We start from the raw sequence: 25,361 nt of genomic DNA, 5'->3' as shown, positions 1-25,361 counted from the left end.
TTTTTTGATGGTGGATGGTACATGCGCTACAGCGCATCTTTGGAAAACCGGCCGTTCAGCAGCCGCCATATGCCCAGCGGATTTTCGTTCCGGAGCTCCGGCGGCAGCAGGTAGGCAGGAAAGTCCTGGTAGCATACCGGCCGGCAGAAGCGGTAAATGGCCGCACTGCCAACAGAGGTGCCCGCGGCGGGCGTGGTGGCGGGCCAGGGGCCGCCGTGCACCATGGCGTGGTTAACGGCCACGCCTGTAGGAAAACCGTTGATGAGTATCCTGCCGGCTTTTTCGCGCAGTATGTCTACCAGCTCCGCATGTTGCCGCAGGTCTTCTTCCGTGCCGTGTATGGTAGCTGTCAGCTGGCCTTCCAGCCCACGCGCCAGCCGGTACAGGTCTTCTTTATTTTCCGCGCGGATGTGGAGGGAAGAGGGCCCGAACACTTCGTGGCAAAGGGCCGGGTTATCCAGCGCCTGCTGCGCGCTGATCTGCAGCAGGTAAGGAGAGGCCTGGTGGGCCGCTTCCGGCGCTTTGCCCAATACCTGCGCGCCTGCCTGCTGCAGCTGGCTGATGCCTTTCTGGTAAGCGTCCAGTATGCCGGGTGTTAACATGCAGCCGGCGGGCATGGCGGCAATGCTTTTTTGCAGGGTGTCTACAAAGGTGCTGCCGCTGCCGGGTGTAATAAATAAACCGGGATTGGTACAGAATTGCCCCACGCCCATGGTGAGCGACTGGAGGAACTGCGCGGCCAGCGCTTCCCCTTTTTCCTGCAAGATGCCGGGCAGGAAAAACACCGGGTTCACGCTGCCCATTTCCGCAAATACGGGAATAGGTACCGGTCTTCGTGTAGCCGTGTCATATAGTGCCTTGCCGCCCCTGAAGGAGCCGGTAAAGGCAATGGCAGACAATTGCGGATGTTTGGCCAGCTGCTGCCCTGTTTCAATGGAAGCGCCGTGCAGCAGGGAAAACACGCCTTCCGGCATGCCTGTGCTGTTGGCGGCCGCCAGTATGGCCGTGGCTACCAGGTGGGAGGTATGCGGGTGTGCGGGATGGGCTTTGAATACCACGGTGCAGCCGGCGGCCAGTGCGGCGGCCGTATCTCCCCCGGCTACTGAAAAGGCGAGGGGAAAATTGCTGGCGCCGAAAATACCGGTCACGCCCAATGGGATCTGCATCTGCCGAACGTCCGGCGTGCCCGCGTCTATACGCGCGTTTACCCAGGAACCTTCCGTGAGCAGGCCGGCAAATAAACGCAGCTGCCCGGTGGTACGGTCACGTTCTCCCTGCAGCCGGGCCAGCGGCAGGCCGCTTTCCGCGGAGGCGGTGTTCACCAGCTCGTCTCCCAGGACGGTGGTGTTTTCCGCAATGGCTTGCAGGAAGGCCGCCCGCTGTGCTGCGGGCACTTTTTTGTATAGCGTAAATGCGGCGGCGGCCAGTTGCACCGCGCGGTCTATTTCATTGTGGGTGGCTTCCCGGAAAGGCTGCGGCAGGGTTTGCTGCTGCTGCGGGTCAAAGGCGTGGAAGGTTTGCTGCCCTTCCGCGCTGCGGGTATTGCCTATGAGTTGTGATCCTGTCTCGTTCATCGCCATAAAAAAGATTGAAGGTTAGTTAACTTCCAGCAGGTCTTTAACCGGCAGCTTGGGGAAAGGTGCATGCGGCTCCCGCTGGTACCAGAACACTACGCTGCTGATGTCTGACTGCTGCGGCAGGTAACGCCCGCCGCTGCGCCAGCCCAGGTCCTGTATCGTAATTTTCAGTTCTTTCTCAAAACGTACGGGGTCCATGACATGCCAGCGGTACATGCCGAAGCGCTGCTGTGACTTGTACAGCCCGTCCGGCCGTATCACCTGGTGCAGGCCGGTATAGGGTGTGCTGAACTCCTGGTACTGGCCTTTCCTGTCAAAATTGTAGGAACCGCAGAAGTAGTCTTCCGTACCGGTGCCGCAAATGGTGGGGAACTTGTTATCTCCGTCCATAAAGAACTTGATCTCGCCTTCACCCCACCAGCCGTTGTTGTTTACGCCCCAGGCCATGTAAGTGCCCACGTACTGGCCCTTCCCTTTAATGCCGTCTACCATCGTGAATTCGGAGCCTTTCACGGGATTGTTGCGGCGGAACTGCGCATGGAAATACCCGGCGTCTTCCGGTACCTCTGTCAATGTATAGTCTACCTGGTAGTACAAGGTCATGCGTTCTGTGTTGATATTCTCCATGGTGATCTTGCACTTTTTGCGGAAGGGCATGGTCCAGTAGCAGTTGAAGGCGCTGCCGGGGTTCACGGTAACGGCCAGTGAGTTCATCTGCGCATATTCTCCCCAGCCCATGCCGAAGAAATCGCCTACCGGTACTTCTACGGAAGGAGTGGTTTCATCGTCCCAGTAAAAGCGGAGAATGGAATAACGCCAGTTGCCGGTAGGGGTCATCCAGATGTGCTGGATGGCGCCGGGGCCTTCAATTTCGGCCAGCGTGAACGTTTTGCCCGGCTCAATGTGGATGTAGGGATTTACTTTCCAGCCCTGCCCCAGCTCGCGGGCGGCATTGCGGGCATTGCCCTGTTCGAGGGTGGCCATGCCGCCTTTGCCGGGCTCGCCGGTGAAGTTTTCAGGACTGATGGAACGGGTTTTGGCATCGGACAGGCGGTGAAGGTTGCCCATGTTCATTTCCAGCCCGTTGAAACCTTTCTGGGCCAGGGCGGCGCAGCTGATACAGGCCGCCAGAGAGATCAGGAACAGTTTTTTCATACGTTTTTATGATTTGTGGTATTATGTTGCTTTATCGATTAAGCAGTTCGCGTCACGGGATCTTCATATGTGGAATGACAAGCCGTTGTGTTTTTGCCGGCAATTGCCGCACCATGCCGTTCTCTACGAGGCAATCATCAAGCTGTCATTTCTTTTTCGGGCGGTTGCTGGATTGCCTGATCACCAGTTCTGTATCTATGCAGACATTCTCAGCCGGTTTATCACCGTCTTTGATATGTTCCAGCAGCAGGCGCACGGCGGCGTTCCCCATTTCCAGGATGGGCTGCCTGATGAAGGTGATGGGGGAGTAGTAGAGGTCAAAGGCCTCACTTTCGTCAAAGCTTACAACGGCCAGGTCTTCCGGCACCCGTACTCCCAGTTCGTTGATATATTTAAGGCCTTCTATGGCAAGGCTGTTGGTGGCAAAAAACACGGCGTCTGCCGGTTTGCGGCCCTGCAGCAACTGGTCAATGGCCTGGCGTGTTTCTTCGCGGATGTGCGAATAGCGGGCCAGCTTCATCAGGCTGGGCTGCTGGCTGTGGCGGGCCAGCGCTTCGGTATACCCGCGTTTGCGCTCGTTGATATGATACAGTGCGGTTTTATAGGCTATCATGCCAATGCGTTGCCGGCCCGTTTTCACGAGGTGGGCAATGGCATTATAAGAAGCCTGGTAATTATTGATGCCGATCTGGCTCACGGGTATCTGCGGAAAATAACGGTCTATCAGTACAAAAGGCACCGGCTGCTTCTGCAATTGTTTGATCTGCTGCTCGGAGCCTTCCGTAGGGATGAGGATGAGCCCGTCTACCTGCCGGTTCAGCAGTACGTTGATGAGGTCTCCTGACTTCTCCAGGTTCTCGTCAGAGCTGCCGAAGATCACGGTGTAGTTGTTCCGCTTGGCCTCGTCTTCAATAGTGCGGGCAATGTTGCCGAAGAAAGGGTTGGAAATGTCTGCCACTATCAGCCCGATGGTGTCTGACCGGCCGCTTTTGAGGCTGCGGGCAATGTGATTGGGCTGATAGTTGAGCCTGCTGGCTATTTTCCGGATCTTTTTCGCCATTTCCTGGCCCACCCTCGCTTTCTCTTCCTTGTTGGTCAATACATAAGAAACCAGCGCCGTGGACACACCGGCCTCCTGGGCAATATCTTTCAGCGAGGTTTTTTTCTTCATGGATTAAAAATATGCTTAAACGTTTAAGTAAACAAGTTTTTGGCTGGAAATAATTTTTCCCGCCCGGCGGCATGGGGATAATTATTAAATTCGGGGAAATACTACACTCAGCATCAAAATTCACCCCTCATGAGATCCTGCCTTCTCCTTCTGCTGGCATTCCTTTTCTCCGGCTATGCACAGGCACAGTTCCTGCCTGACTCCATGCAGCAAAAAATAGACAAGCTTTTCCAGCGCTGGGACAGTGAGAATAGCCCCGGTTGCGCCGTAGGCATCATCAGGAACGATTCGCTGATCTTCAGCAAAGGTTACGGCGTGGCCAACCTTGAATATAACGTGCCCAATTCGCCGGCTACCATTTTTCATGTGGCTTCCGTATCCAAACAGTTCACCGGCTACGCCATCGTGTTGCTGGCCAGGCAGGGCAGGCTCCGCCTGGACGATGATGTACGGCAGTACCTGCCCTGGTTCCCTGACCTGGGGGAGAAGATCACCATCCGCCACCTGCTCAATCATACCAGCGGCATCCGCGACCAGTGGCAGCTGCTGGCTACCGCCGGCACGCGGCTGGACGATGTGATCACGCAGGAGCAGATCATCAAGGTATTGAGCCGCCAGCGGGCGCTCAATTCCAAACCGGGAGAACGTTATAATTACTGCAACAGCGGTTATACCATGCTGGCGGAAATAGTGAGATCCGTAACGGGAAAAACACTGCGGCAATTCACAGACTCCGCCATTTTCAAACCGCTGAAAATGAACAGCACGCATTTTCATGACGACTATACAGAGATCGTAAAAGGCCGTTCCTATTCCTACCAGCGGAAGAACGGCAACCAGTTTGCCAACAGCGTGCTGAGCTATTCCAACACCGGCGCCACCAGTCTTTTTACTACTGTGGAAGACCTTTCCAAATGGATCATGAACTTCTACGATCCGGTAGCCGGTGATGCGCAGGATATTGCGCAGCTTACCGAAAAAGGCCGCCTGAACAGCGGGAAAGTGATAGACTATGCGCTGGGCATCGGCAACTTTACGTACAAGGGCTGGCGCGGCTTTGCGCACAACGGTGCGGATGCAGGTTACCGCACGGCGCTGCTGGTATACCCCGATCTTAAGCTGGGCTGCGTGGTGCTGGCCAATGTAGGAGATTTTAACCCAGGCGCAAGGGCGGAAGAAGTGATGCAGCTGTTTGTACAGGAAAAAATGCCTGCCGCCAAAGAGAACGCCGCCCGGCCAGACAGCAGCGGGGCCGTGCTGGGCAACCCGTCCGCCATGAAACAGTTTGAAGGCAGCTATATTTCTGACGAAGGCACGCGGATGGCCTTTCGCATCACCAATAACAAACTTTACGCAGACGCATTTGGCCGCTCAGCGCTGTTGAAAGGAGACAGGGGCACTTTCAGCTCTCTTGACAATCCCGCACAGCAATACGCATTCAACGCCAGACCGGGAGATACTACGGTGCTGGTCACTTTTGCGCCCGGGGAAACCGCCCTGCTGCAGAAGTACAGTACCGCGCCCACCTCGGAACGGGAGCTGAAAGCTTATGAAGGCACTTACTATTGCCCGGAGTTGGACTACAGCTACGGCATCACCGTGAAGAACAACCAACTGGTGCTCACCAGCAACAAATACACTGACATGCCGCTCCGCTTTGCCGGGCCAGACCACCTGCATAGCAATTTCTGGTGGATGAGCCACCTGGTAATCCTGCGCAATGAAAAGAAGGAGATAGAAGGCTTTGAGGTGAACGACGGGAGGGTGCTGCATCTGCGGTTTAACAAAATGTGAGTTGCCCGGAGTGCGACCTCGAAGCCCGGTTTGTTTCCTGTACATCTGCTGTACAAATAATATGTTGCCTTCCGGAGCCCGCAACCATGCCCGCCGGATAGTTTCCTCACCGGCCTGTTGCATAAATAATATTTTGTTATTACTTTCGGGTACGTTACCGTTTTTAACCGGTAATCCCGCAAATGTGGCTGCAGCGCAGCATCAGACCGAAGCAACCCCACCGCGCCAACGCGGTGCCGGCACTGTTCCCGTTTTAACCGTAAATACCAATTATGCGAAACACCATTAACCGGAGGAACTTCATGCGCAACGTAGCGGCGTCTGCCTCCGGCATGCTGCTCGGCAACAGCCTCCTGGCCGCCGCGGCAGAAAATACGCCAGCCGTGGCGGAAAAAACGCCCGCAGACCGTATGAAGCAGGTGCTCAGCTACCGCAAGCTGGACGCGCACGTGCACCTGGGCTTGTCTAAAGACGGGCCGGAGGTGAACGTAGACTTCATGGAGCGGCTGGGCATACAGCGCATGTTCCTTTCAAAGCCGGTTACCAAACCCGTTGCCACGCCTGATGACTTCAGGGCGGCCAATGACGTGATACTGAAAGCCATGCGCCAGTACCCCGGCAAGCTCACCGGCATGCTGACGCTCAACCCGCTTTACCCGAAAGAATCGCTGGAAGAGATCAAACGCTGTACCGGTGAAGGCATGATAGGCGTCAAGGTGTATTACCAGGTGAAGATCAGCGACCCCCTGTTTTACCCCATCGTGGAAAAACTGATAGACCTGAAAATGATCATGCTGATGCATGCGGAAACCACCCTGGGCATTGCGGGCTACCGCATGAAGTATGACCGCCGCATGAAGCCGAACGCATCAAGACCGGAAGATTTTATATCCATTGCCGCCCGCTACCCGGAAGCCATGTTCCAGTTTGCGCACATCGGCGGCGGGCCTGACTGGGAGTACGCCTGCAAGGCGCTTAAACACAGTCCTAATGTGTATGTAGATACCTCCGGCAGCAACAACGAAAACAACATGGTGGAATTTGCCGTGCAGCAGCTGGGTGTTGACCGCGTGCTGTTCGGCTCGGACAACATGTATTACCAGTCTGTAGGCAAGCTAATAGACGCCCGCCTCACAGACGCCGAAAAACGCAAGATATTTTTTGATAACTACAATAACATCCTGAAAAAAGGAGGCTACCATGTTGATTGATGTTAACGCCTGGGTGGGCCACTGGCCGTTCAAACGGCTGCATGGCAATACCTGCGAAGGCCTGCTGGCCAGGATGAAAGAGTACGGTACAGACGTTTCGCTTGTTACCAACCTGAACGGCATTTTTTACAAGAACACACAGTCTGCCAACGAAGAACTGTACGAAGAGGTTCATTCAAAAAAGGCTTACAAAGACCGCTTCATACCCTTCGCCGTCATTAATCCTATTTACGGCGGCTGGAAAGATGATTTTGAGGTATGCGTGAAAAAGCTGGGCATGAAAGGCATCCGCGTGTTCCCTAACTATCATGATTATTCGATTACAGAGCCCGCACTGCTGGAGCTGGTGAAAATGGCGCGGGATAGCAACATTCCTGTTGCGCTCACCATGCGCATGGTAGACGAGCGGCAGCGGTCATGGATGGACCTGGCCACGGAATGGGCCATAAAAGATTATCTGCCCCTGCTGCAGGCCGTGCCGGACGCAAAGTACATGTTGCTGAACCTGAGCACGGGCGTAGCGCTTTCCGCGGAAGAAGAAGCATTGCTGAAAAAAACAGATGTGCTTTTCGATACTTCCGGCCGGCATATTGGCCACCTGGCCAAATTTGCCCAACGCTTCGGAGAAGAGCGTTTTGCCTTTGGCACACACTTCCCGGTGCTGGACTATTACACCGGTCTGTTGCGGATAGACTCGCTGCGCGCGGAGGAGGGTGATAAGGAGCAGTACCGTTGCCGGAACGCGCAAAGGTTCCTGGGGCTGTAGGGTTCCTGGAAATTGTTGTTGCTGATATAGTTGCATGTCACTGCATGGAAACGCTTTTTCTGAAAACGAAATACACTGGCTAAAAACATTTCCCATGGCTCAACACATCCACCGCCGCCACTTCCTGGGCAGGCTCACCGCCGCATCTATTGCAGGCATGCTGCCCGCCCCGCTGCTGGCCGCAACCAGCAGCTCTAAGCCAGCCGGCGCCCTGGCCGCGCTGGGCGGTCAACCCGTAAGGGCGGCGGCCAAAAAATGGCCGAAGTGGCCGTATGTAGATGAACGCATGGTGAACGAAGTGGTCAAAACCACGCAGAGCGGCGTATGGAGCCGTATACAGGCCCGCGAAAACGGTAACGTAGCTACGTTTGAACGCCAGTTTGCCGCCATGCTGGGCGCAAAATACTGCGTGGGCACCGGCTCCGGCACGCAGGCCCTGGCGGTGAGCGTAGCCGCCCTGGGCATTGGGCCGGGAGATGAGGTGATCACGTCTCCTTACACAGACTTCGGCACCATCTCCGCCATTCTCACCTGCAGGGCCCTGCCCGTGCTGGCAGACCTGGACGTGGATTCTTACCAGCTGGACCCCGCCGATGTGGAGCGAAAAATAACCCCCGCCACCAAAGCCATTATGCCGGTCCACATGATGGGCCTGCCGGCTGATATGGACAGCATCATGGCCATTGCCGCCAAACACAAGCTCAAAGTGATTGAAGACGCCTGCCAGGGCGTACTGGCCACCCACCGCGGCCGTCCCCTGGGCAGCATAGGCCACCTCGGCTGCTTTAGTTTCCAGGCCAGCAAGCAGATTGCCTGCGGCGAAGGCGGCGCGGTGATAGGCAGTAATGCGGCGCTCATGGATGCCTGCTTCACCGTGCACAACCATGGTACAGACAGGAAAGGCAAACATGTTACCATTGGCCCCAAATACCGCATGAACGAGTTTGAAGCGGCTGTACTGCTGGGACAGTTGCCCACCGCTCAGGAACGCTTCCGCCTCCGTAACCGCAATGCAGACTACCTCACGGAAAAACTTCGCGGCTTTGCGGGACTGGCGCCGCAGAAAAGATACCCCGGCACGGAGAACGGCAGTTATTACAACTATGCCATGTCTTACAAAAAAGAACATTTCAACAATGCTTCGCGCCAGCAATTCCTCAAAGCGCTGGCCGCGGAAGGTATTGCCCTGAGCCCGTACATCCCCAACGGCCTTCACCGCGAGGCCTGGGTAGATCACATTCTCCGCCTCGATGATTACAAAAAGATGCATTCCGCCGCCCGCCTGAAAGCCTGGGAAGAGGCCACGCGCCAGCTGCCCAACTGTGACAGGGTATGTGAAGAGATGGTAGTGCTTCACGGCTCCGGCTCCTTACTGGCCGGGCAGGCGGATATGGACGATGTGGTGAACGCCGTGATGAAGGTGCACAATAACAGGGAGCGGTTGAAAGACCTGTAATATGTTAATCCTGCCCGTACAGTAAACAAAACGTTAAACATCTTGTTGGATGATAGTTGTCATGTTTCAGACATCGGCAAAGGGCTACCTTTGGCATACTTCAACATGATCATGCTTGTTATCCCGTTTATATCCATGTACCTGTGATCATTGAATCACATAAAAACTTGTATTATGAAAAGGCTGGAAAATAAAGTAGCCCTGATTACGGGCGGTGCTGGCAGTATTGGTCAAACAACAGCTAAACTTTTTATAGATGAAGGCGCCAGGGTAATGCTGGTAGACCTGGATGAAACGAGCCTGAAGAAAGCGGCGGAAGAACTGGGGCCCAATGCGGCCTATGTGGCGGCAGACGTCACCAGGGCTGAAGATGTAAAACGTTATGCCGAAGAAACGGTAAAGCAGTTCGGAAAGATCGATATTTTCTTTAACAACGCCGGTATTGAAGGCGTGGTAAAACCCATTACAGAATTCCCGGAAGATGTGTTTGACAAAGTGATGGCGGTGAATGTGAAGGGTGTGTTCCTGGGCTGCAAATATGTGCTGCCCCAGATGAAAGACGGGGCCAGCATGATCATCACCTCATCTGTCGCGGCGCTGGGCGGGTCGGCAGATTTTGTGGCCTACGTTACCAGCAAGCACGCTACAGTGGGCATTATGCGAACGGCTGCGCTGGAAGCCGCACCGCGCAAGATCCGTGTTAACTCCATTCACCCGTCTCCCGTCAACAACCGCATGATGCGGTCCATTGAAGAAGGATATACTCCCGGTCATGCCGCCGAAACGGAAAAGGCCCTGGCCGCCGGTATTCCCCTGGGCCGTTATGCAGAGCCAATTGAGATAGCCCGCCTGGTGTTGTTCCTTGGCTCTGACGAGAGCCAGTTTATCTCAGGCGCAAAGTATGTGATAGACGGCGCTTCCAACGCAAAATAAAGCTCATGCACCATATGCAAAACGGCTCCCCTCACCGGGAGCCGTTTTGCGTTAGGAGGCTTTGCGGTAAATGGCCTACATTTGACTATCACCAAAACGGCCAGTCATGCTTCCCGAAGATTTTGATTTTGCCTGCTCCCTCAATCAGCCGCCCCCTCTGGAGAATTACAATTCTTTCACCGCCAATGAAGCCCTCTGCCAGGCACTAATTGCATATGGTGGAGAGCAGTTCAGCCAACAGGCAGCAGCTTTCGGCAGCATCATGGGCAGCGCCGCCATGCAGGAAGCCGGCTCGCTGGCCAACCAGCATACGCCCGTACTGAAAACGCATGACCGTTTCGGTAACCGGCTGGACGTGGTGGAGTTTCACCCCGCCTACCACCAGATGATGGCAACAGCCATGCAGCATGGTGTGCATGCCGTTTCCTGGACTACGGGCAGCTACCTGGCCCACAGCGTGCTGTCTTACCTCAAACAGCAGATAGACGAAGGCAGCAGTTGCCCGCTCACCATGACCTTTGCGGTGGTACCCTCCCTGCAGCTGGAGCCCGGCATAGCCGCAGAATGGCTGCCGCTCGTGCTTTCCAATGAGTATGATGCCCGCCATATTCCCTATTATGAAAAGAAAGGCTGCACCTTCGGCATGGCCATGACGGAGCCACAAGGCGGCAGTGACGTGCGGGCCAATATCACCGCCGCGCGCCCCCTTGGCAGCGGGGCCTACGCCATTACGGGCAGAAAGTGGTTTTGCAGCGCGCCCATGAGTGACGCGTTCCTGGTACTGGCGCAGGCTCCCAAAGGCCTGAGCTGCTTCCTGGTGCCAAGGTTCACGCCGGAAGGGCAAAAGAACAAGCTGTATTTCCAGCGGCTGAAAAACAAGCTGGGCAACCGCTCCAATGCATCCGCGGAAGTAGAGTTCCACGCCGCCTGGGGCCGCATCATAGGAGAAGAGGGCAGGGGCATTGCCAATATTATGGAAATGGTGCGCCATACGCGGCTGGATTGTGCCATCGGCTCCGCCGCCACGCTGCAACGGGCAGTAGCGGAAGCCATCCATCATTGCACCTTCCGCAGCGCCTTCGGCAAACCGCTTATATCACAACCGCTCATGCAAAACGTGCTGGCAGACCTTTGCCTGGAATCTGAAGCCGCCATTGCAATGGCCTTCCGGCTGGCAAAGGGTTTTGACGATGCCCGCACGGATGAAGAAGCGCTGCACTTCACCCGTATAGCCACCGCCGTTGCCAAGTTCTGGAATACGAAGCGCGCAGTGCTGGCCATGGGGGAGGCGCTGGAATGCATCGGCGGCAATGGGTACGTGGAGGAATCCATCATGCCCCGGCTCTACCGGGATGTGCCGGTGAACGCCATATGGGAAGGCTCCGGCAACATTCAGGCGCTGGACGTGCTGCGCGCCATGCAGCGGGAACCGCGCAGCGTGGAAGCGCTTTTCCATTATTTTGAACAGGCGGAAGGCTTGCATACCGGGCTTGACAGGCAGCTGCACCAGCTCCGGCAATTGCTTTCGCGCGTTGAGGGGCTGGAACACAACGCCCGCGCCATTGTGGAAAAAATGGCATTGGCCATACAGGCCGTGGAGCTGTTCCGTATTGCGCCGCCGGCCATGGCGGAACTGTTTTGTGAGGCGAGGCTTTCAGAAGGGAGAGGCATCACCTGGGGTACACTGCCGGAAGGGGGACTGCTGGATGAAGTCATCAGGAGAACGCATTTTACAGCCAGGTAGCTGCTTGTCATCTTTGGATTTTCATTATATTGTTCCCACAAATTGTATGATAAGTAAACTCAACCCGCACCCATGACGCCAAAATTTATGATGGCCCTGTTTTTTACTGCTCTGGTGGGCAGGGCAACCGCGCAATCCCCGCAGGAAATTGCCGATGCTGCAAAAGACCTGGCCGTGTTCAAAGATCCCCTGGCCTCAGGCCTCAGGAAGAACATCAAGAAAAAAGACATTGAAAAGATCAAGACGCCGCAGCTGAAGGAAGCCGCGTTGGCCATGCTCAACGGGCAGTACAGCACTGCTTACCGCCTGGCCAGCTATGAAGCTTGCCTCACGCCTGCCACGCTGGGAAAAGAATTGATGATCGGTGACGGCTACAGCCGGTATGAAAATATGACCGGCATCTACCTGCCCACCGGGAGCCATGTTATACTGGCGGAAAACATTCCCGAAGGGAAGAAGGTGAACCTGCTCATTCCCAACTGGAACCGCCGCGCCCCGGAAGGTATTGACCCCACCGAAGACCCCGCGGGCTGGAGTATTGTAAAACAGCAATTCAGATTGAAAAATGGTGTCAACATCATTTATGTAAAGGGCTTCGATGGATTGGCCTATGTTGATTATTATACAGACACGCCGGAGAAAGAAAAACCGGTGAAAGTGCATTTTGTAGGCGGCCGCGTAAACGGTTATTTCGATATTGCCAAACATACCAATGCAGACTGGGACCGGCTCATAGATAGTGCCGTATATCCGGTGATAGATGCCAAAGGCGCGCACATACAGGTGGCCTACCCGGCGGAGGCCTGTAAGAAATACGCGTACGGCAGGGGTGTGGAGCTGATCAGTAATTATGATTCCATGGTGTACCGCCAGCACCGCATCCTGGGCCTCATCAAATACAATAAGGTGCCGAAGAACCACATCCTGGCGCGTGTCAACTATAACTATTACATGTTCCGGGACGGGGACGGTGTGGCTTACATGGGTACGCAACCGGGCAACGCCATGCCGCTGGTGGCAGACCCTGAGCGGGTGATCAAGGGAGATCCCTGCTGGGGCTTCAGCCATGAAGTGGGGCATGTTCACCAGGTGCGGCCGTATTTTAACTGGGGAGGGCTGGGCGAAGTAAGCAATAACATTTTCTCCCTGTATGTCACCACTTCCTTCGGCAACAAAAGCAGGGTGTCTGCACAGCAAAACTACGAGAAAGCGCGGGACAGTATTATTGCCCGCAAGATCAGCTACCTGCAGGATGAAGATGTGTTCAACCGCCTGATCCCTTTCTGGCAGCTGCACCTCTATTTTTCCGGCGCAGGCAGGTATCCTGATTTTTATCCTGACCTATTTGAGGCCTTCAGGCAACAGGGCGCGGCGGCCAGGCCCGCTGGCCAGTCCGCACGGGAAGAAGGTTGGGACGACCGGGGCCGCAACCCTGCTGAGTCTCAACTCAATTTTGTAAAAACGGCCTGTGAAGTGAGCAAAACTGACCTCACCGATTTTTTTGACAAATACGGCTTTTTCTACGTGGGCAATTTTAGTTACGACGACTACGGAAAGTATAGCTACAACATGACGCAGGAAATGGTAGATGCCTGCAAGGCCGGCATCAGGGCCATGGACCTGCCCAAACCGGCGGTTGATATTACGATGTTGGAAGACTAGGCAAGAATACGCTATTGATATTTAAAGGCTTTGCATGCAACATGCAAAGCCTTTTTGCTGCCCGTTCCCATTTGACAGTTCAGGAAATTTATATAAGTTGTGCCCCTAATTCAAGATGGATGGAACCTATACCTGGCCCCGCAAGCACCCCGCGTTATGATGTAATTATTGTTGGCGCCGGCCCTTCCGGCTGCGCCTGTGCCATGGCCCTCGCCGCCTCCGGGCTGTGCATTGCCGTTATAGACAAGCACACTTTCCCGCGGGACAAGGTTTGCGGAGACGCCATCCCCGGCAGGGCCATCAAGTTCCTGCACGAAATAGACCCGCAGTTTGCCGGCCGGCTTGCTGCTTTCACTGAAAAGCTGCCCACCCGCCAAACGGTATGTTACTACAACAACAAGCGGCTTGATTTTTCCTGGAGCCTGGAGGCCTATACCGCCACGCGGGAAAGTTTTGACAACTTCCTGTTTGCCGGCATCCGCAACAGGCCCGGTATTCATACGCTGGAAGGAGACGGGGTTACAAATATCACCGGCTCTCCGGGCGGGTATACCGTGAGCACCAAAAGCGGGCAACGTTATCAATGCACCATGCTGGTAGGCGCAGACGGCATCAACGGCATCTCCGCCAAAAAACTGACCGGCCGCCAGATAGACAGAAAACACCATGTGGCCGGTGTCAGGGCTTACTACACCGGCGTGTCAGGTATGGAAGATACCTGCACGGAAGTCTATTTTGACCGTAAATACCTGCCGGGATACTTTTGGGCATTCCCCATCAAAGGCGGCCTTGTAAACGCCGGTATGGCCATCTTGTCTGACAACGTGGTGAAAGAGAAGCTCAACGTAAAAACCGTCTTCCACGATTTTATTGAGCGGTCTCCCATACTCCGGGAAAAATTCCGGCATGCCCAACCGGAAGGAGCGCTGCAGGGGTGCGGCCTGCCCATGGGCTCCCGGTGGGTGGTAATGAGCGGGGACCATTTTCTGCTGGCCGGAGACGCCGCCTCCCTTATCGATCCCGTAAGCGGAGACGGCATCGGCAATGCCATCCTGAGCGGCAAGCTGGCGGCAGCGCAGGTAATGCGGTGTTTCGCAGCCGGCAACTTCAGCGCAACCTTTGTGAAACAGTATGAGCAGGAATTGCATAAAGCGGCGGGCGCAGACATGCGCAGGAAAACGATGGTGCTGAAAACCATGGCCAGGATGCCGTTCCTTTTTAATGCAGCGTTTGTGATCGGGAAGAACAGGGTAGTGAGGAAGTTTATGAAGTGAGGAGAAAATATCCGCCCCTCCGCTTTGTATACCGCCATCATAGTCGTAAATTGATGGCGCCATTATCATTTAACAACTGTGAAAATTAACCCATGCAGCAAGTACAAGTTGGCAAATGTGTATACATCCTGAACACGGGAAAGAACCTGTACAAGATAGGTAAGACAAGCGATCTGCAGCGGCGGCTGGCGGCTTATCATACCCATCTGCCCATTCTTTTCCGCGTGATCAGGCAGTATGCCGCCCTGAACATGACTGACCTGGAAGAAAGCCTGCACATTGTTTTCCAGCACAAGCGGGTGAAAGGCGAATGGTTTGCCCTGAACCGGAGCGACCTGGTGATCTGTGACAATATTGCCCGCAACTACGCCCTGCAATCCCTGCAGAAACAGCGTAAGAAACATATTCCCGTCACCTTCAGCAGCAACCCCTTGCTGCAGGTGATGGAAGCCAACGAAAAATACCTGCAGGACTATGCCCGTATTGCGGACGATATCAGGCTGGGTCTCAGCAACGATGAAGTGTTTGAGCTGTATGAGGCCACCGTCAGCAAAGCCGTCATTGAAACCGTAAGGCGGCTCATGAGGTACCGCACGCCCAACTCGGAATTCCTCGGCAAGTGGCTCAGGGTGATCAGCGAGCTGAACGATGGCGTGAGCGAAAGCGCCATTTTGCAGAAATACAAAGGTGAGCTCAGCCGCCCTACTATTCAGATGATCAAAAGAATATTGCGAAACCAGCTGTACTGAGCTGTCAAATCTTCACCCAACCCGCAACTGACATATTCTCCGTGAAGTAATACCCGTTATGCCCGCCCAGTAATTGCAGCGTTTCTCCCGCGGCAATGGAACTCTTTACAGCCGCAGTGCTGTCGGGCGCGTCCAGCAATGGCGTGGCGGCGGCGGTTACCAGCTTCCTGTACGGCCTGGTGGTAACACGGCTGCTTTCAATAAATCCTTCCCGGTTATCCGGCAATGATACTTTATACCAGCCCCCGGCCGCGGCCAGGATGCGCATTACCTGGTTGGCCGGCAGTTTGTTGGAAACGCGGGCGCTATTGGACGGTGCGTCGTACAGCGAAGCCTGCGCGCTGTTTCTGCAATAAGCAGATAGCAGGTTTAGGGAGGCGGTGATGGCCGGGGCGTTTTGCCGGTCTGCTTTGATAAATGGCAGGGGATCTACCGCGCCGGAGCCGGTGTATATTCCGAAATGAAGATGCGTAGGTGTGTTGCGGGCATTGCCGGTATTGCCCATCAGCCCCACTGTATCACCGGCGGCTACCCTTTGCCCGGAGGTGACCAGTTGCGAATCGAGGTGCGCGTAATACAGGGTGTAGTTTTTATTGTCCGGCCGCAGGAACACTACTTTCCCGCCCAGGTTGTTTTCTCCCGTTCTTGTAACGAAACCGTCTGCCGCCGCTACTACCGGCATCCTGAACTTGCCGAAAATGTCAACCCCTTCATGGCTGCGTGCGCCCCTGTCTCTCGCGTCTCCCCAGAAGCTGCCTATCCGCCCGTTTGCCTGCCCCGGTACCGGGAAGGCGAGAGATGGCCGGGTAGTGATGCTGATCGTATATTCCACGCCTGATAACAGTTCCGGCTGAAGGCGCAGCACAAAGCTGCTGTTCCGCTCTGCCTCATATTGCAGCAAATGGGTGGTATCCGCGCTGGCCAGCAGGGAAGGGGCGCCGCCGGCAGCGGCTGGCTGCCACAGGTCTGCAAACAGGCGTATGTTGCCGGCCGGTTTAACACTGACGGTTATATGCAGCTGTTCTCCCTGCTGCGCGGTAAAAATGTACCCTGCGGCATCCGGCCTGTCTGCGGCAAAGTAGCCTGTTTCCTGGTAAGGCAGCGAAACGGTAAGGGGCTTCAGCAGGGCCTTTTCAGCTGCGGCAAACCACAGGCTGCCCAGGGCCGTTTCTTTCAGCCCCGCGTCCAAAATACGGGCGGCGTACTGCTCATGCGGGGTCTTTTTGGCAAAGATGCCTCTCTTTGAGGTGGAGCACCCGGCCAGCAGAACAGCCATAACGCAGAGAATTGATAAATACCTTGCCATATGCTTCATGTTTTGAGGGTGCGTAAGGTGATGGAATACCGGCGGCTCTGTACGGGGGAAATGCTGTGCTGCCAGTCTTCCCGCGCAGGGCCTTGCATGATGTACAGTGAACGTCTTTCCACAGAAAGGGAAATAATGGCGCGCCGGTGTTGTTTTTCTTTTTCGTAAGGCCTGAAGCGGAAGGTGCAGTCGGCCTGGAGGGAGATGCCCGCCACCAGGTCAAACGGGGGGGCGTCCCGGTGCCAGTTGATCACGGAGCCGGGCGGGTATTCCGTTACCAGCAGTTCCGCAAACGCGGCGGGCGGAAGGTTGGCCTGTACGGCCGTTTTATGGATGAGATGATCAAAGGCGGAGGGGATGCCTTTCCCCATGGTAAGGGCCTTTTTATCGAAAGAATAATCGTACCCGAAGCTGGCGGTTTTCCGCCGGGCGGCGTAGCCCTGGAAGGTAAAGGTATGCAGCTCAAGGCCCTGTATGGTTTTCAGCAGAAAGGCCTCTTCTTCGGCGGAAATAAAACCGGGGAAGTAAAGGAAGCCCCGCGGGTAGGAGGGTGTTATGTTGAACAGCGTAGCCACGGGAAGAGAGAAGCGAAAGCCATGCCACCCTACCGCAGCAAGGCATGTTTCTCCGGCGTATGCCCCAGCGCCTCGTCAATAAACCGGTAAGCCTCCAGCCGCTGGGCCGGGGGGAAATCGTGCCCGGCATCGGGGTACCTGACCTGTAAACGCTGCGTAGCATTAAAGAGGCCATATACCGGCGTCGCATTCGCAATGCCTGCCTTTACACCTTTCACGTCAAAATTACTGTCGTTCACCGGGGAGTTGGAGAAAAAAGGCCGTGGCGCCAGGGTGGCTATTATTTCATCAAAATCGAAGGGGATGCGTTGCTGGTCAAGACCGTATTTATCGCGCAGCAGGGGCATATAACGTGTCTGTGCCCAGGGGCCCAGGCGGCCGCCGTAACGTTGGGAGGCGGCTTCACCAATGTTGTAATAGCTGAAGAGCGTCCAGCCGCAACTGGCCACTATCACTTTGATGCGTTCGTCAAATGCGGCTGCGAACATGGCGTTATGGCCGCCCAGGGAATGGCCTATCACGCCTATGCGAGCGGTATCCACGTCTTCCCTTGCCTGCAGCAGGTCAATGCAGCGGATATGGTTGAAGATGGCCTTCATAGTGCCTGATTCGTAACGGTCATGCGCAAAGTCATAATCTTTCAGGTGCCCGAAGCTGGGGTAGTCAGGTGCGATCACAACATAACCCCTGTCTGCCAGCTCTTCCGCATATGCCCGGTTGGCAGTGGTGGTATTTTCACTGGTAATGGCGCGTTTGCCGAGTGAACTGGTGCCGTGCAGGGCCAGCATGGCGGCGTGTTTCCCTTTCTTCAGCGGTACAAATAACAAAGCCGGTAGGGTTCGTTGTCGGCGGCCATGAAGGTGATCTCGTAACGGATGTGGTTGCGTTGCTGAAAGCTGTCTGTTACGGTTACCTGCAGGGGCACGGGGCGGCTGCGGTCTGGCAGGGGGCCCATGGCCAGCTGCATGCGGGCCAGTACCTGCTGCCGCTGGGCGGCCCATTGAGCCGTTGTTTTTATCGTGTTGGCCTTGCCGTTAGACAAGCCGGCGGCGCCTGTCTGGGCATGTAAGGAGGCGCCGGCAAGGAGCGCGGCAAGCGCCAGGCTGATACGGGTTATCATCATGTCTACAAGATAATAAATCCGTCTTCATACCGCAATCCGCATGGCTGTTTTGTAGTTGGGCCATAAATATGTCCATTTTTTCAATTGGAACGTCCATTGTCCAAAAAGAGAATCGGGGGGAAATTGGGGTATCGTTTTTTTCGAGAATTATTTCCACGGACTGTACAAAAACTTGTTCAATGAACACCACCAGAATTAGAAAAACCTACCGGCTCTTTGCCTGCCGCATTTGCAGCGCATGGCCGGCATCAGTGCCCCGTGTTACAGCTTCATGGCTACGGGCCGCTTTCACCTGTCTCCTTCCGCTGCTCATATGTACCGCCAAAGCGGTGGCGCAAAACACCATCACCGCGGCAGGTACTGTTAAAATGGCTGACGGCACGCCGCTATCCGGCGCCACTGTGGTGCAGAAGAACGGCGGCGCGGCCACCAGCACCAACCAGGAGGGGCGCTTTTCCCTCAAGGTGCCGCAGGGCGCCGTGCTGATCGTTTCTTATGTAGGCTTTGAAACCAGGGAAGTGCCCGCAGCGGCCAGCATGACAGTTACACTGGCCAGTCAGGCCATCAGCCTGCAGGATGTGGAAGTGGTGGTAGACAAGGGCTACGGCAAAAGCAAAAAGCTGGCGGTTTCTTCCTCTATCGCTTCCGTAAAGGCGGAGGAAATACAGAACCAGACGGGCTACAACCTGGGCACCCTGCTGCAGGGCAAGGCAACAGGAGTGCAGGTTACCAACACCAGCGGCGGGTTCCCGAAAATACTCATCCGCGGCTTCACCACGCTCAACACCAGCTCTGACCCGCTGATCATTATGGACGGCATCAACCTGGGCCGCGCCAACCTGAACATGATCAACGTGAACGATATCGAGAACATAGACATCCTCAAAGACGGCGCCGCCGCAGCCATTTACGGCTCAGACGCTTCCGGCGGCGTAATCGTGATCACCACCAAAAAAGGCAAGGCAGGCGTTATAAAAACGGATATTGATGTGAACTACGGCCGGGAGTTCTTCGCCAAACCCAACATGGCAGACGCGCAGGAGTACCTGGACATACAGAAACGACGCTTCTCCAATTACACTACGCCTTCATGGGCTACCAATACAGACTGGTGGGATGAAGTGGTAGTGCCCACCAACGTGGTGAACGCCAACGTGGGCGTAAGCGGCGGCAGCGAAAAGCTGACCACCTATGCCAGCGTCAGCTATTACCGTACGGAAGGCCCGTTCTATTACGGCCATACGCAACGTGCCACGGCCCGCGTGAACCTGGACTACAAGCCCAGCAAGTTCATCTCCGCCGGCACCACTATTTACCCGCGTTTTGAAGAATGGCAAAACTCCGGCCTGGGCGGTGGAACGTTTGCAGCGCCCGCCCTGGGCGGGGATATGATGACGGCCATGCGTACGGAGCCTATTCTGCCGGTACATCATGCGCGGCCGGGGCAGAATGAGTACAGCCAGTTCTCCGCATCGTCTATTGAGCGCAATCCCAACCCTGCAGCGGTACTGGAGCGCAGCCGGCATAACAACAACTACGCGCTGGGCCTGGTAGGGGATGTGCATGTAGACATCATGCCGGTGAAGAACCTGACGCTGCGCACGCAGGCGGGCCTCAACACGGGCAACCGTTTTGCCCGTTCTTACAGTCCGCCGTTCTACAATAACTTCTTCGGCTCTCGTGACCAGAATTATGACAGCGTGGCCAACAATCCTAATCAAACAAAAGACAATTACCTCTACGCCTCCCGTGCATATTCCTATTCAGGTTACAATGTAGACTGGCGGCTGACCAATACGGCCAACTATTATTTCAGCATCGGGGCAGATCATCGCTTCAACGTGCTGGTGGGCTACGAAGCGCGCAAAGAAAGCGGGGCCAGCAATGCGGTGGGGCGCGCATACATTCCGGTAGACCAGCCGGGCCTCTGGAACCCCAACAACGCGGGCACGCCCATATTGCCCACCTCCCCCAACAACTATGTGCAGGGGGAAGGCATCCGGTACAATGAAACCTGGGCTTCTTACTTCGGCCGTGTGAACTACGAGTTCAACAATAAATATTTCGTGGAGCTGGCGGTGCGGAGAGACGGTTCTTCCCGCTTCCCTGCCAACAAGAAGTGGGGCACCTTCCCCTCCGTGTCCGGTTCGTGGATTGCCTCCAGCGAAAAGTTCCTGCAGAATTTCAAGCCGTTGTCATTCCTGAAAATACGCGCCGGCTACGGCACGGTGGGCAACGCTTCCTTTAACGACCCGTCCGTGGGGCTTGACCTGCTGAGCAGGCGTATTGTAAGCTACGGCGGGGCAGACAACTACTATGTAATGGGCGGCTCTGTGAGCAACATACTGGCGCTGAGCCGGCCGGGCAATCCCAACCTCATCTGGGAAACCACGCAGGATGTGAATATCGCCTTTGAATCCTACTGGCTGCAAAACAGGCTGTACGTCAACTTTGAACGCTACAACCGCAAGTCGAAAGACCTGCTGTATTTCGACAACTTCGGCCGCCCTGACCTGGGCATCCGCTCCGGCGCCTGGTACAACCTGGGCACCATGGAAGTGAAAGGGATGGAAGGCGTCATAGGCTACCGCGATAAACTGGCTAACGGAGATTTTACGTACGATGTTAGTGTGAACATGTCACGCAACCGTGTATACCTGAACGAGCTGGGCACCAATAACAACGTGCCGCTGCTGGCCACCTCGCAAGGCCCTTACCGCGTGGGGGAAGACCTGGGCGGCAACCTCATCAAGGTAGACAAAGGCGGCGGCGAGCTGGGCAACTTTTTCGGCTACCAGGTAGAAGGTGTGTTCCAGAACGCGGGTGAAGTGGATGCGTATGTAGACAAACAGGGCAAAAAGATACAGCCCAACGCCGTGCCGGGAGACTTCAGGTTTGCTGACCTCAACGGAGACGGGGTGATCAATGAGAGTGACAAAACGGTGATCGGCAATGCTTACCCTGACCTTGACCTGGGCCTGAACATCCGCGTGGGTTACAAAGGGTTTGACCTGGCGGTTGGCGGCTTCGGCCGTTTCGGGCACGAAGTGTTCTGGGTAGCCAAGAAGTGGCTGGAAATGGGCTCCCTGGTCTCCAATGTGCTGAAAGGTTCCATCAACAAGGCATGGAACGGAGACGGCAGCACCAACGCCTATCCCCGCTTCATCAACGATGCGCAAGACGCCAATAACAACCTGAAATCTTCCAACTCCTGGTTCATAGAAAAAGGCAATTACTTCCGCTTCAACAATATCCAGCTGGGCTATACGCTGAATAGCCGGCTGACGGAAAAGATCAGGATGAAAAAGCTGCGGGCTTATGTGAACCTGCAGAATATCTGGACCATCACCTCTTACAAGGGGTTGAACCCGGAAATATTCAACAATGATTTCGGCTTGCTGTCGCCAGGCTTTGACCTGTCTCAGGCGCCCACGCGCAAGGCCGTGACCTTTGGTCTTTCTGTAGGACTTTGATTTTTTAAGCGCATAAATGAACAATCATATGCAACCCATCAAAAGATATTTTGCGATACTGCTGGCCGGCTTTACGGTGCTTGCCGCCGGCTCCTGCAGCAAATCGTTCCTGGATAAAGAACTGATAGGCATCAACCCGCAAACCGGCTCGCTGGATAATGAGGAGAACGCGCGCGCCACTATGAACGCCTGTTATGCTTATATAGACGGGGGAGACTGGAACCAGGTATGGTTTCCCCGGCTGCAGATGGAATCTTCCACAGACAACGGCTGGGCCGCCAATGACTACCAGGACAGGCCCATTGAAGTAGGCGTGAGCGACTTCACCGGTGTAAACCCCTTCGTGTCTTACATCGAGAACTTTTACAAGAACATGCATGAAGGCATCCGCAACTGCAACTACATGATCAAGGGCATGCAGGAAGTAACCGCCTTGCCGCAGGCGCTGAAAGACCAGTATACCGCCGAAGCGAAATTCCTGCGGGCCTACTTTTACTTTGAGCTGGTAAAAGCCTTCGGTGCAGACGTGATCAACAACAATTTTGACCCCACGGATGCTACCACGTTCCAGCCCCGTTCATCCGTGGCAGATATTTACAAACAGGTGATACAAGACCTGCAGGAAGCCGCCGCCGCATTACCGGAGCGCGATCAGTATACCAGTGTGGATGTAGGCCGCGCTACAAAAGGCGCCGCCCTGGGGCTGCTGGCCAAGGCGTACCTTTTCAGTGGAGATTATCCCAATGCGGAAACTACCGCGCAGCAAGTGATCACCTCCAACAAATATTCCCTTGAAACACGCTTCAACAGGATATTTGAACCAGAGAACGTGAACGGTGTGGAAAGCATGTTTGAAGTGAACTACGTGAATGCTGCGCCTTTGAGCCGCGGCCCCATTCCCGGTGTGCTCACCGGCGCCGCCTCTGTAGACGGCGGCTGGGGCTGGTTTGGCCTCACCAGCGACCTGGAGAACGCTTACATAGCAGAAGGGGATGACATCAGGAGAACGGCTACCATCCTGAAAGCCGGGGAGCAGGTAGACAATGAAACGCCTGCCCGCATCTTCCCCAAACATCTGATCAACGGCAAGCCCGCGCATACGTCTTTCCGCTACTACAGGAAGTTCTACATCCCGCTGGCCAAAAGGGTGGGAGACCCCTGGCCCTACAATCATATTATCATGCGGTACGCGGAGCTGCTGCTCATACATGCGGAAGCGGCCGCTTTCAATAACAAGCCTGATGTGGCGCTGCTGTCTCTCAACAAAGTGCGGGAACGTGTAGAGCTGGATGCAAAGGCAGGCCTCACGGGAGATGCGCTGAAAGAGGCCATCTGGCAGGAGCGCCGGCTGGAGCTGGCAGGGGAGGGCACCTTCCGTTGGGACGATATCCGCCGTGCCACGGTTGGCGGTAAAAAGCTCATTGCCCGCCTCCTGGGGCCGGAAGGTTCTTTTGTGAAATACAACACCACGGTAAACACAGACCCTGTAGAAACCGCCGGCCACCGGGAGCCGTTGAACAAGGGCTTCTATTTCAAGGAAGGGGTGCATGAGCTGTGGCCTATACCTGCCGCCGCCATGAACAGCAACCCGGCGCTGGAGCAAAATGCCGGATATTAGCGTAATTTAAAACCAAAGATGATACAGATGAATATTGCGACCATTAGCCTGGTGGCCCTCCTGGCCTGCGGCAAAAACAGCGTGCCGGCAAAAGATCCCTGCCTTGTGAACGGAACGGATACCTGCGCAGCAAAGAATACCGCGCTCACCGCCACCATTAACCTGGCCGCGGAAAAGCAGGTGATGCACAGCTTCGGCGCGTCTGACTGCTGGGGCATCAAGTTCATCGGCAAAAACTGGCCGGAGAACAAACGCAACCAGATCGCTGACCTGCTTTTCAGCAAGGAGATGGACGCGCAGGGCAATCCTAAAGGCATTGGTCTGTCTATGTGGCGCATCAACATCGGCGCCGGCAGCTTTGAACAGGGAGAAGGCAGCAACATCAGCTCACCCTGGCGCCGGGAAGAATCTTTCCAGTTGCCGGACGGCAGCTACGACTGGTCTAAACAGGCCGGCAACCAGTGGTTTGCCCGCGCCGCCAAAGCCAGGAACGTGGAAAACTTCCTGCTCTTCTCCATCAGCGCACCTGTGCATATGACAAAGAACGGCTACGCCTTTGCTCCCGGTGGTGCGGACAAAGGCAAGCTGAACCTGCAGCCCGGCAAGATGGATGCCTTTGCCGGCTTCCTGGCGGATGTGACCAAACATTATACAGACGCGGGGATTCCCGTAGGGTATATCAGTCCGCTGAATGAACCGCAGTGGGACTGGATGGCCGGCAACAACGGAAAAGCCACGCAGGAGGGTACCCCCGCTACCAATGAAGAAGCGTTCACTCTCATCAAGGCGCTGGATGCCCAAATGGCCGCCAAAAGCCTCTCCGCAAAGATCGCCTTCGGGGAAGCGGGCGCGCTCAACTACATCTACGGCCCCGTATCTACGGCGCCGGAGAGAAGTGATGTCTTCAACTACTTTTGGAACCCTTCCGGAAAAGGCTACATTGGCGCGCTGCGTTCAGTGGAACCGGTCATGACCAGCCACAGCTACTTTGCCCAGCCGGATGTTCCTACCCTTATCAGCCACCGCCAGCAACTGGCCAGCCGCATGAGCGCCATCAACCCGCAGGTGCACTACTGGCAAACGGAGTATTGCGTACTGGGCAAGGAAGACGGCATCAAAGGCGGCGGGCGTGACCTGGGTATGAATACCGCGCTGTATATAGCCCGCATCATCCATACAGACATTGTGATCGGCAACGCCACCTCCTGGCAGTGGTGGCTGGCCGTAAGCCCTTCAGACTATAAAGACGGCCTGGTGTACGTATCAGACGTAAACGGCACCATGGGAGAGCTGCCTGCTACCCAGCAAGATGGAACTGTGCACTCCTCCAAAATGCTCTGGGCCCTGGGCAACTATTCCCGGTTTGTACGCCCCGGCATGGTACGGGTAGACGCAGCTCTGCAGAACAATACCGCGCCGGAAACCGCTGCCGCCAACCTGATGGTATCCGCCTACAAGAACCCGGCTACCAAAGAGGTTGTGACGGTGCTGATCAATATGACCAATAAAGACGAAGAGATCAGCCTCTCCGGCCTGCAGCTGGCCTCCCCGGAGGTAGCGGTCTATACTACTTCAGAGAAAGATGAGCTGCGGCATACACAAGGCAATGCGGCAAAGGGTATTGCGCTGGGAGCCAGGTCTGTAGTGACCGTGGTGGGCAAATACCGCTAAAACTTATAACCCGTTTTGGGCGCAAGCCTCCAGGCATATCCCCTGGAGGCTTGCTTTTTTGTTCCAATTAGAAGAACTTGCAGCTCAATTTATGGAAAAACGA

Annotated in this window: 19 protein-coding genes; 12 read left to right on the top strand and 7 right to left on the bottom strand. The window is 55.5% G+C overall.

Annotated elements, in window-relative coordinates; translation table 11 throughout:
- Positions 1-26: 26 nt before the first annotated feature.
- The 3 genes from ABDW36_RS15985 to ABDW36_RS15975 form a co-directional block, all read right to left on the bottom strand.
- Positions 27-1,574 (bottom strand): aldehyde dehydrogenase (NADP(+)), encoded by a 1,548-nt coding sequence (locus ABDW36_RS15985; protein ID WP_343702925.1) that lies wholly within the window; start codon positions 1,572-1,574, stop codon positions 27-29.
- A 21-nt stretch (positions 1,575-1,595) separates the two neighbouring features.
- Positions 1,596-2,732 carry a glycoside hydrolase family 172 protein gene (locus ABDW36_RS15980; RefSeq protein WP_343702924.1) on the bottom strand — a complete coding sequence of 379 codons (1,137 nt, stop codon included), beginning with the start codon at positions 2,730-2,732 and terminating at the stop codon, positions 1,596-1,598.
- 145 nt (positions 2,733-2,877) lie between these two features.
- Complete coding sequence (locus tag ABDW36_RS15975; protein WP_343702923.1) at positions 2,878-3,903, bottom strand: substrate-binding domain-containing protein; 1,026 nt, start codon at positions 3,901-3,903, stop codon at positions 2,878-2,880.
- 129 nt (positions 3,904-4,032) lie between these two features.
- On the opposite strand from ABDW36_RS15975, the gene ABDW36_RS15970 reads away from it, so the two are divergent.
- The 9 genes from ABDW36_RS15970 (at position 4,033) to ABDW36_RS15930 (ending at position 15,492) form a co-directional block, all read left to right on the top strand.
- Positions 4,033-5,697: a serine hydrolase gene (locus ABDW36_RS15970; RefSeq protein ID WP_343702922.1), complete on the top strand. Its 1,665-nt coding sequence runs from the start codon at positions 4,033-4,035 to the stop codon at positions 5,695-5,697.
- 272 nt (positions 5,698-5,969) lie between these two features.
- Entirely contained in the window at positions 5,970-6,908 is a 939-nt protein-coding gene (locus ABDW36_RS15965; RefSeq protein ID WP_343702921.1) for an amidohydrolase family protein, read from the top strand.
- Positions 6,898-7,674, top strand: coding sequence for an amidohydrolase family protein (locus tag ABDW36_RS15960; protein WP_343702920.1), 777 nt, complete (start codon positions 6,898-6,900; stop codon positions 7,672-7,674). The genes ABDW36_RS15965 and ABDW36_RS15960 overlap by 11 nt, the downstream gene beginning before the upstream one ends.
- 94 nt (positions 7,675-7,768) lie before the next feature.
- Positions 7,769-9,130 (top strand): DegT/DnrJ/EryC1/StrS family aminotransferase, encoded by a 1,362-nt coding sequence (locus ABDW36_RS15955; RefSeq protein WP_343702919.1) that lies wholly within the window; start codon positions 7,769-7,771, stop codon positions 9,128-9,130.
- A gap of 174 nt (positions 9,131-9,304) precedes the next feature.
- Positions 9,305-10,063, top strand: a complete 759-nt coding sequence (locus tag ABDW36_RS15950) for an SDR family oxidoreductase (RefSeq protein WP_343702918.1) — start codon at positions 9,305-9,307, stop codon at positions 10,061-10,063.
- Between the two features lie 106 nt (positions 10,064-10,169).
- A complete protein-coding gene (locus tag ABDW36_RS15945; RefSeq protein WP_343702917.1) occupies positions 10,170-11,807 on the top strand; it encodes an acyl-CoA dehydrogenase family protein in 1,638 nt (545 codons plus the stop codon).
- Between the two features lie 72 nt (positions 11,808-11,879).
- Entirely contained in the window at positions 11,880-13,469 is a 1,590-nt protein-coding gene (locus tag ABDW36_RS15940) for a M60 family metallopeptidase (RefSeq protein WP_343702916.1), read from the top strand.
- A gap of 119 nt (positions 13,470-13,588) precedes the next feature.
- Positions 13,589-14,743 carry a geranylgeranyl reductase family protein gene (locus tag ABDW36_RS15935; protein ID WP_343702915.1) on the top strand — a complete coding sequence of 385 codons (1,155 nt, stop codon included), beginning with the start codon at positions 13,589-13,591 and terminating at the stop codon, positions 14,741-14,743.
- Positions 14,744-14,835: 92 nt separating this feature from the next.
- Positions 14,836-15,492 carry a GIY-YIG nuclease family protein gene (locus tag ABDW36_RS15930; protein ID WP_343702914.1) on the top strand — a complete coding sequence of 219 codons (657 nt, stop codon included), beginning with the start codon at positions 14,836-14,838 and terminating at the stop codon, positions 15,490-15,492.
- A 4-nt stretch (positions 15,493-15,496) separates the two neighbouring features.
- Here ABDW36_RS15930 and ABDW36_RS15925 read toward each other — a convergent pair whose 3' ends face one another.
- Genes ABDW36_RS15925 through ABDW36_RS15910 form a run of 4 tightly spaced genes read right to left on the bottom strand, consistent with a single transcriptional unit; the run spans position 15,497 to position 18,496 of the window.
- Positions 15,497-16,768, bottom strand: a complete 1,272-nt coding sequence (locus ABDW36_RS15925) for a M23 family metallopeptidase (RefSeq protein WP_343702913.1) — start codon at positions 16,766-16,768, stop codon at positions 15,497-15,499.
- 35 nt (positions 16,769-16,803) lie between these two features.
- Positions 16,804-17,373 (bottom strand): alpha-ketoglutarate-dependent dioxygenase AlkB, encoded by a 570-nt coding sequence (locus tag ABDW36_RS15920; protein ID WP_343702912.1) that lies wholly within the window; start codon positions 17,371-17,373, stop codon positions 16,804-16,806.
- 29 nt (positions 17,374-17,402) lie between these two features.
- Positions 17,403-18,200 carry an alpha/beta fold hydrolase gene (locus tag ABDW36_RS15915; protein WP_343702911.1) on the bottom strand — a complete coding sequence of 266 codons (798 nt, stop codon included), beginning with the start codon at positions 18,198-18,200 and terminating at the stop codon, positions 17,403-17,405.
- A complete protein-coding gene (locus tag ABDW36_RS15910; RefSeq protein ID WP_343702910.1) occupies positions 18,182-18,496 on the bottom strand; it encodes a hypothetical protein in 315 nt (104 codons plus the stop codon). Before ABDW36_RS15910 ends, ABDW36_RS15915 begins: the two co-directional genes overlap by 19 nt.
- Positions 18,497-18,675: 179 nt before the next feature.
- Between ABDW36_RS15910 and ABDW36_RS15905 the strand changes: the two genes are divergently transcribed.
- Genes ABDW36_RS15905 through ABDW36_RS15895 form a run of 3 tightly spaced genes read left to right on the top strand, consistent with a single transcriptional unit; the run spans position 18,676 to position 25,258 of the window.
- Positions 18,676-21,969: a SusC/RagA family TonB-linked outer membrane protein gene (locus tag ABDW36_RS15905; protein ID WP_343702909.1), complete on the top strand. Its 3,294-nt coding sequence runs from the start codon at positions 18,676-18,678 to the stop codon at positions 21,967-21,969.
- Between the two features lie 28 nt (positions 21,970-21,997).
- Positions 21,998-23,587: a RagB/SusD family nutrient uptake outer membrane protein gene (locus ABDW36_RS15900; protein ID WP_343702908.1), complete on the top strand. Its 1,590-nt coding sequence runs from the start codon at positions 21,998-22,000 to the stop codon at positions 23,585-23,587.
- 27 nt (positions 23,588-23,614) lie between these two features.
- Positions 23,615-25,258 carry a glycoside hydrolase gene (locus tag ABDW36_RS15895; protein WP_343702907.1) on the top strand — a complete coding sequence of 548 codons (1,644 nt, stop codon included), beginning with the start codon at positions 23,615-23,617 and terminating at the stop codon, positions 25,256-25,258.
- Positions 25,259-25,361 lie beyond the last annotated feature (103 nt).

This window comes from Chitinophaga sp., from assembly GCF_039596455.1.
In the GTDB taxonomy this organism is placed as follows: domain Bacteria; phylum Bacteroidota; class Bacteroidia; order Chitinophagales; family Chitinophagaceae; genus Chitinophaga.
This window is presented reverse-complemented; position numbering and strand designations above follow the sequence as displayed.

What these genes read in the sequence shown, in the direction of transcription:
- ABDW36_RS15910 (WP_343702910.1), bottom strand. Translation starts at nt 18,496, where the DNA reads ATGATGATAACCCGTATCAGCCTGGCGCTTGCCGCGCTCCTTGCCGGC.
- ABDW36_RS15985 (WP_343702925.1), bottom strand. Translation starts at nt 1,574, where the DNA reads ATGAACGAGACAGGATCACAACTCATAGGCAATACCCGCAGCGCGGAA.
- ABDW36_RS15935 (WP_343702915.1), top strand. Translation starts at nt 13,589, where the DNA reads ATGGAACCTATACCTGGCCCCGCAAGCACCCCGCGTTATGATGTAATT.
- ABDW36_RS15975 (WP_343702923.1), bottom strand. Translation starts at nt 3,903, where the DNA reads ATGAAGAAAAAAACCTCGCTGAAAGATATTGCCCAGGAGGCCGGTGTG.
- ABDW36_RS15980 (WP_343702924.1), bottom strand. Translation starts at nt 2,732, where the DNA reads ATGAAAAAACTGTTCCTGATCTCTCTGGCGGCCTGTATCAGCTGCGCC.
- ABDW36_RS15900 (WP_343702908.1), top strand. Translation starts at nt 21,998, where the DNA reads ATGCAACCCATCAAAAGATATTTTGCGATACTGCTGGCCGGCTTTACG.
- ABDW36_RS15955 (WP_343702919.1), top strand. Translation starts at nt 7,769, where the DNA reads ATGGCTCAACACATCCACCGCCGCCACTTCCTGGGCAGGCTCACCGCC.
- ABDW36_RS15895 (WP_343702907.1), top strand. Translation starts at nt 23,615, where the DNA reads ATGAATATTGCGACCATTAGCCTGGTGGCCCTCCTGGCCTGCGGCAAA.
- ABDW36_RS15945 (WP_343702917.1), top strand. Translation starts at nt 10,170, where the DNA reads ATGCTTCCCGAAGATTTTGATTTTGCCTGCTCCCTCAATCAGCCGCCC.
- ABDW36_RS15940 (WP_343702916.1), top strand. Translation starts at nt 11,880, where the DNA reads ATGACGCCAAAATTTATGATGGCCCTGTTTTTTACTGCTCTGGTGGGC.
- ABDW36_RS15950 (WP_343702918.1), top strand. Translation starts at nt 9,305, where the DNA reads ATGAAAAGGCTGGAAAATAAAGTAGCCCTGATTACGGGCGGTGCTGGC.
- ABDW36_RS15925 (WP_343702913.1), bottom strand. Translation starts at nt 16,768, where the DNA reads ATGGCTGTTCTGCTGGCCGGGTGCTCCACCTCAAAGAGAGGCATCTTT.
- ABDW36_RS15930 (WP_343702914.1), top strand. Translation starts at nt 14,836, where the DNA reads ATGCAGCAAGTACAAGTTGGCAAATGTGTATACATCCTGAACACGGGA.
- ABDW36_RS15965 (WP_343702921.1), top strand. Translation starts at nt 5,970, where the DNA reads ATGCGAAACACCATTAACCGGAGGAACTTCATGCGCAACGTAGCGGCG.
- ABDW36_RS15970 (WP_343702922.1), top strand. Translation starts at nt 4,033, where the DNA reads ATGAGATCCTGCCTTCTCCTTCTGCTGGCATTCCTTTTCTCCGGCTAT.
- ABDW36_RS15960 (WP_343702920.1), top strand. Translation starts at nt 6,898, where the DNA reads ATGTTGATTGATGTTAACGCCTGGGTGGGCCACTGGCCGTTCAAACGG.
- ABDW36_RS15905 (WP_343702909.1), top strand. Translation starts at nt 18,676, where the DNA reads ATGAACACCACCAGAATTAGAAAAACCTACCGGCTCTTTGCCTGCCGC.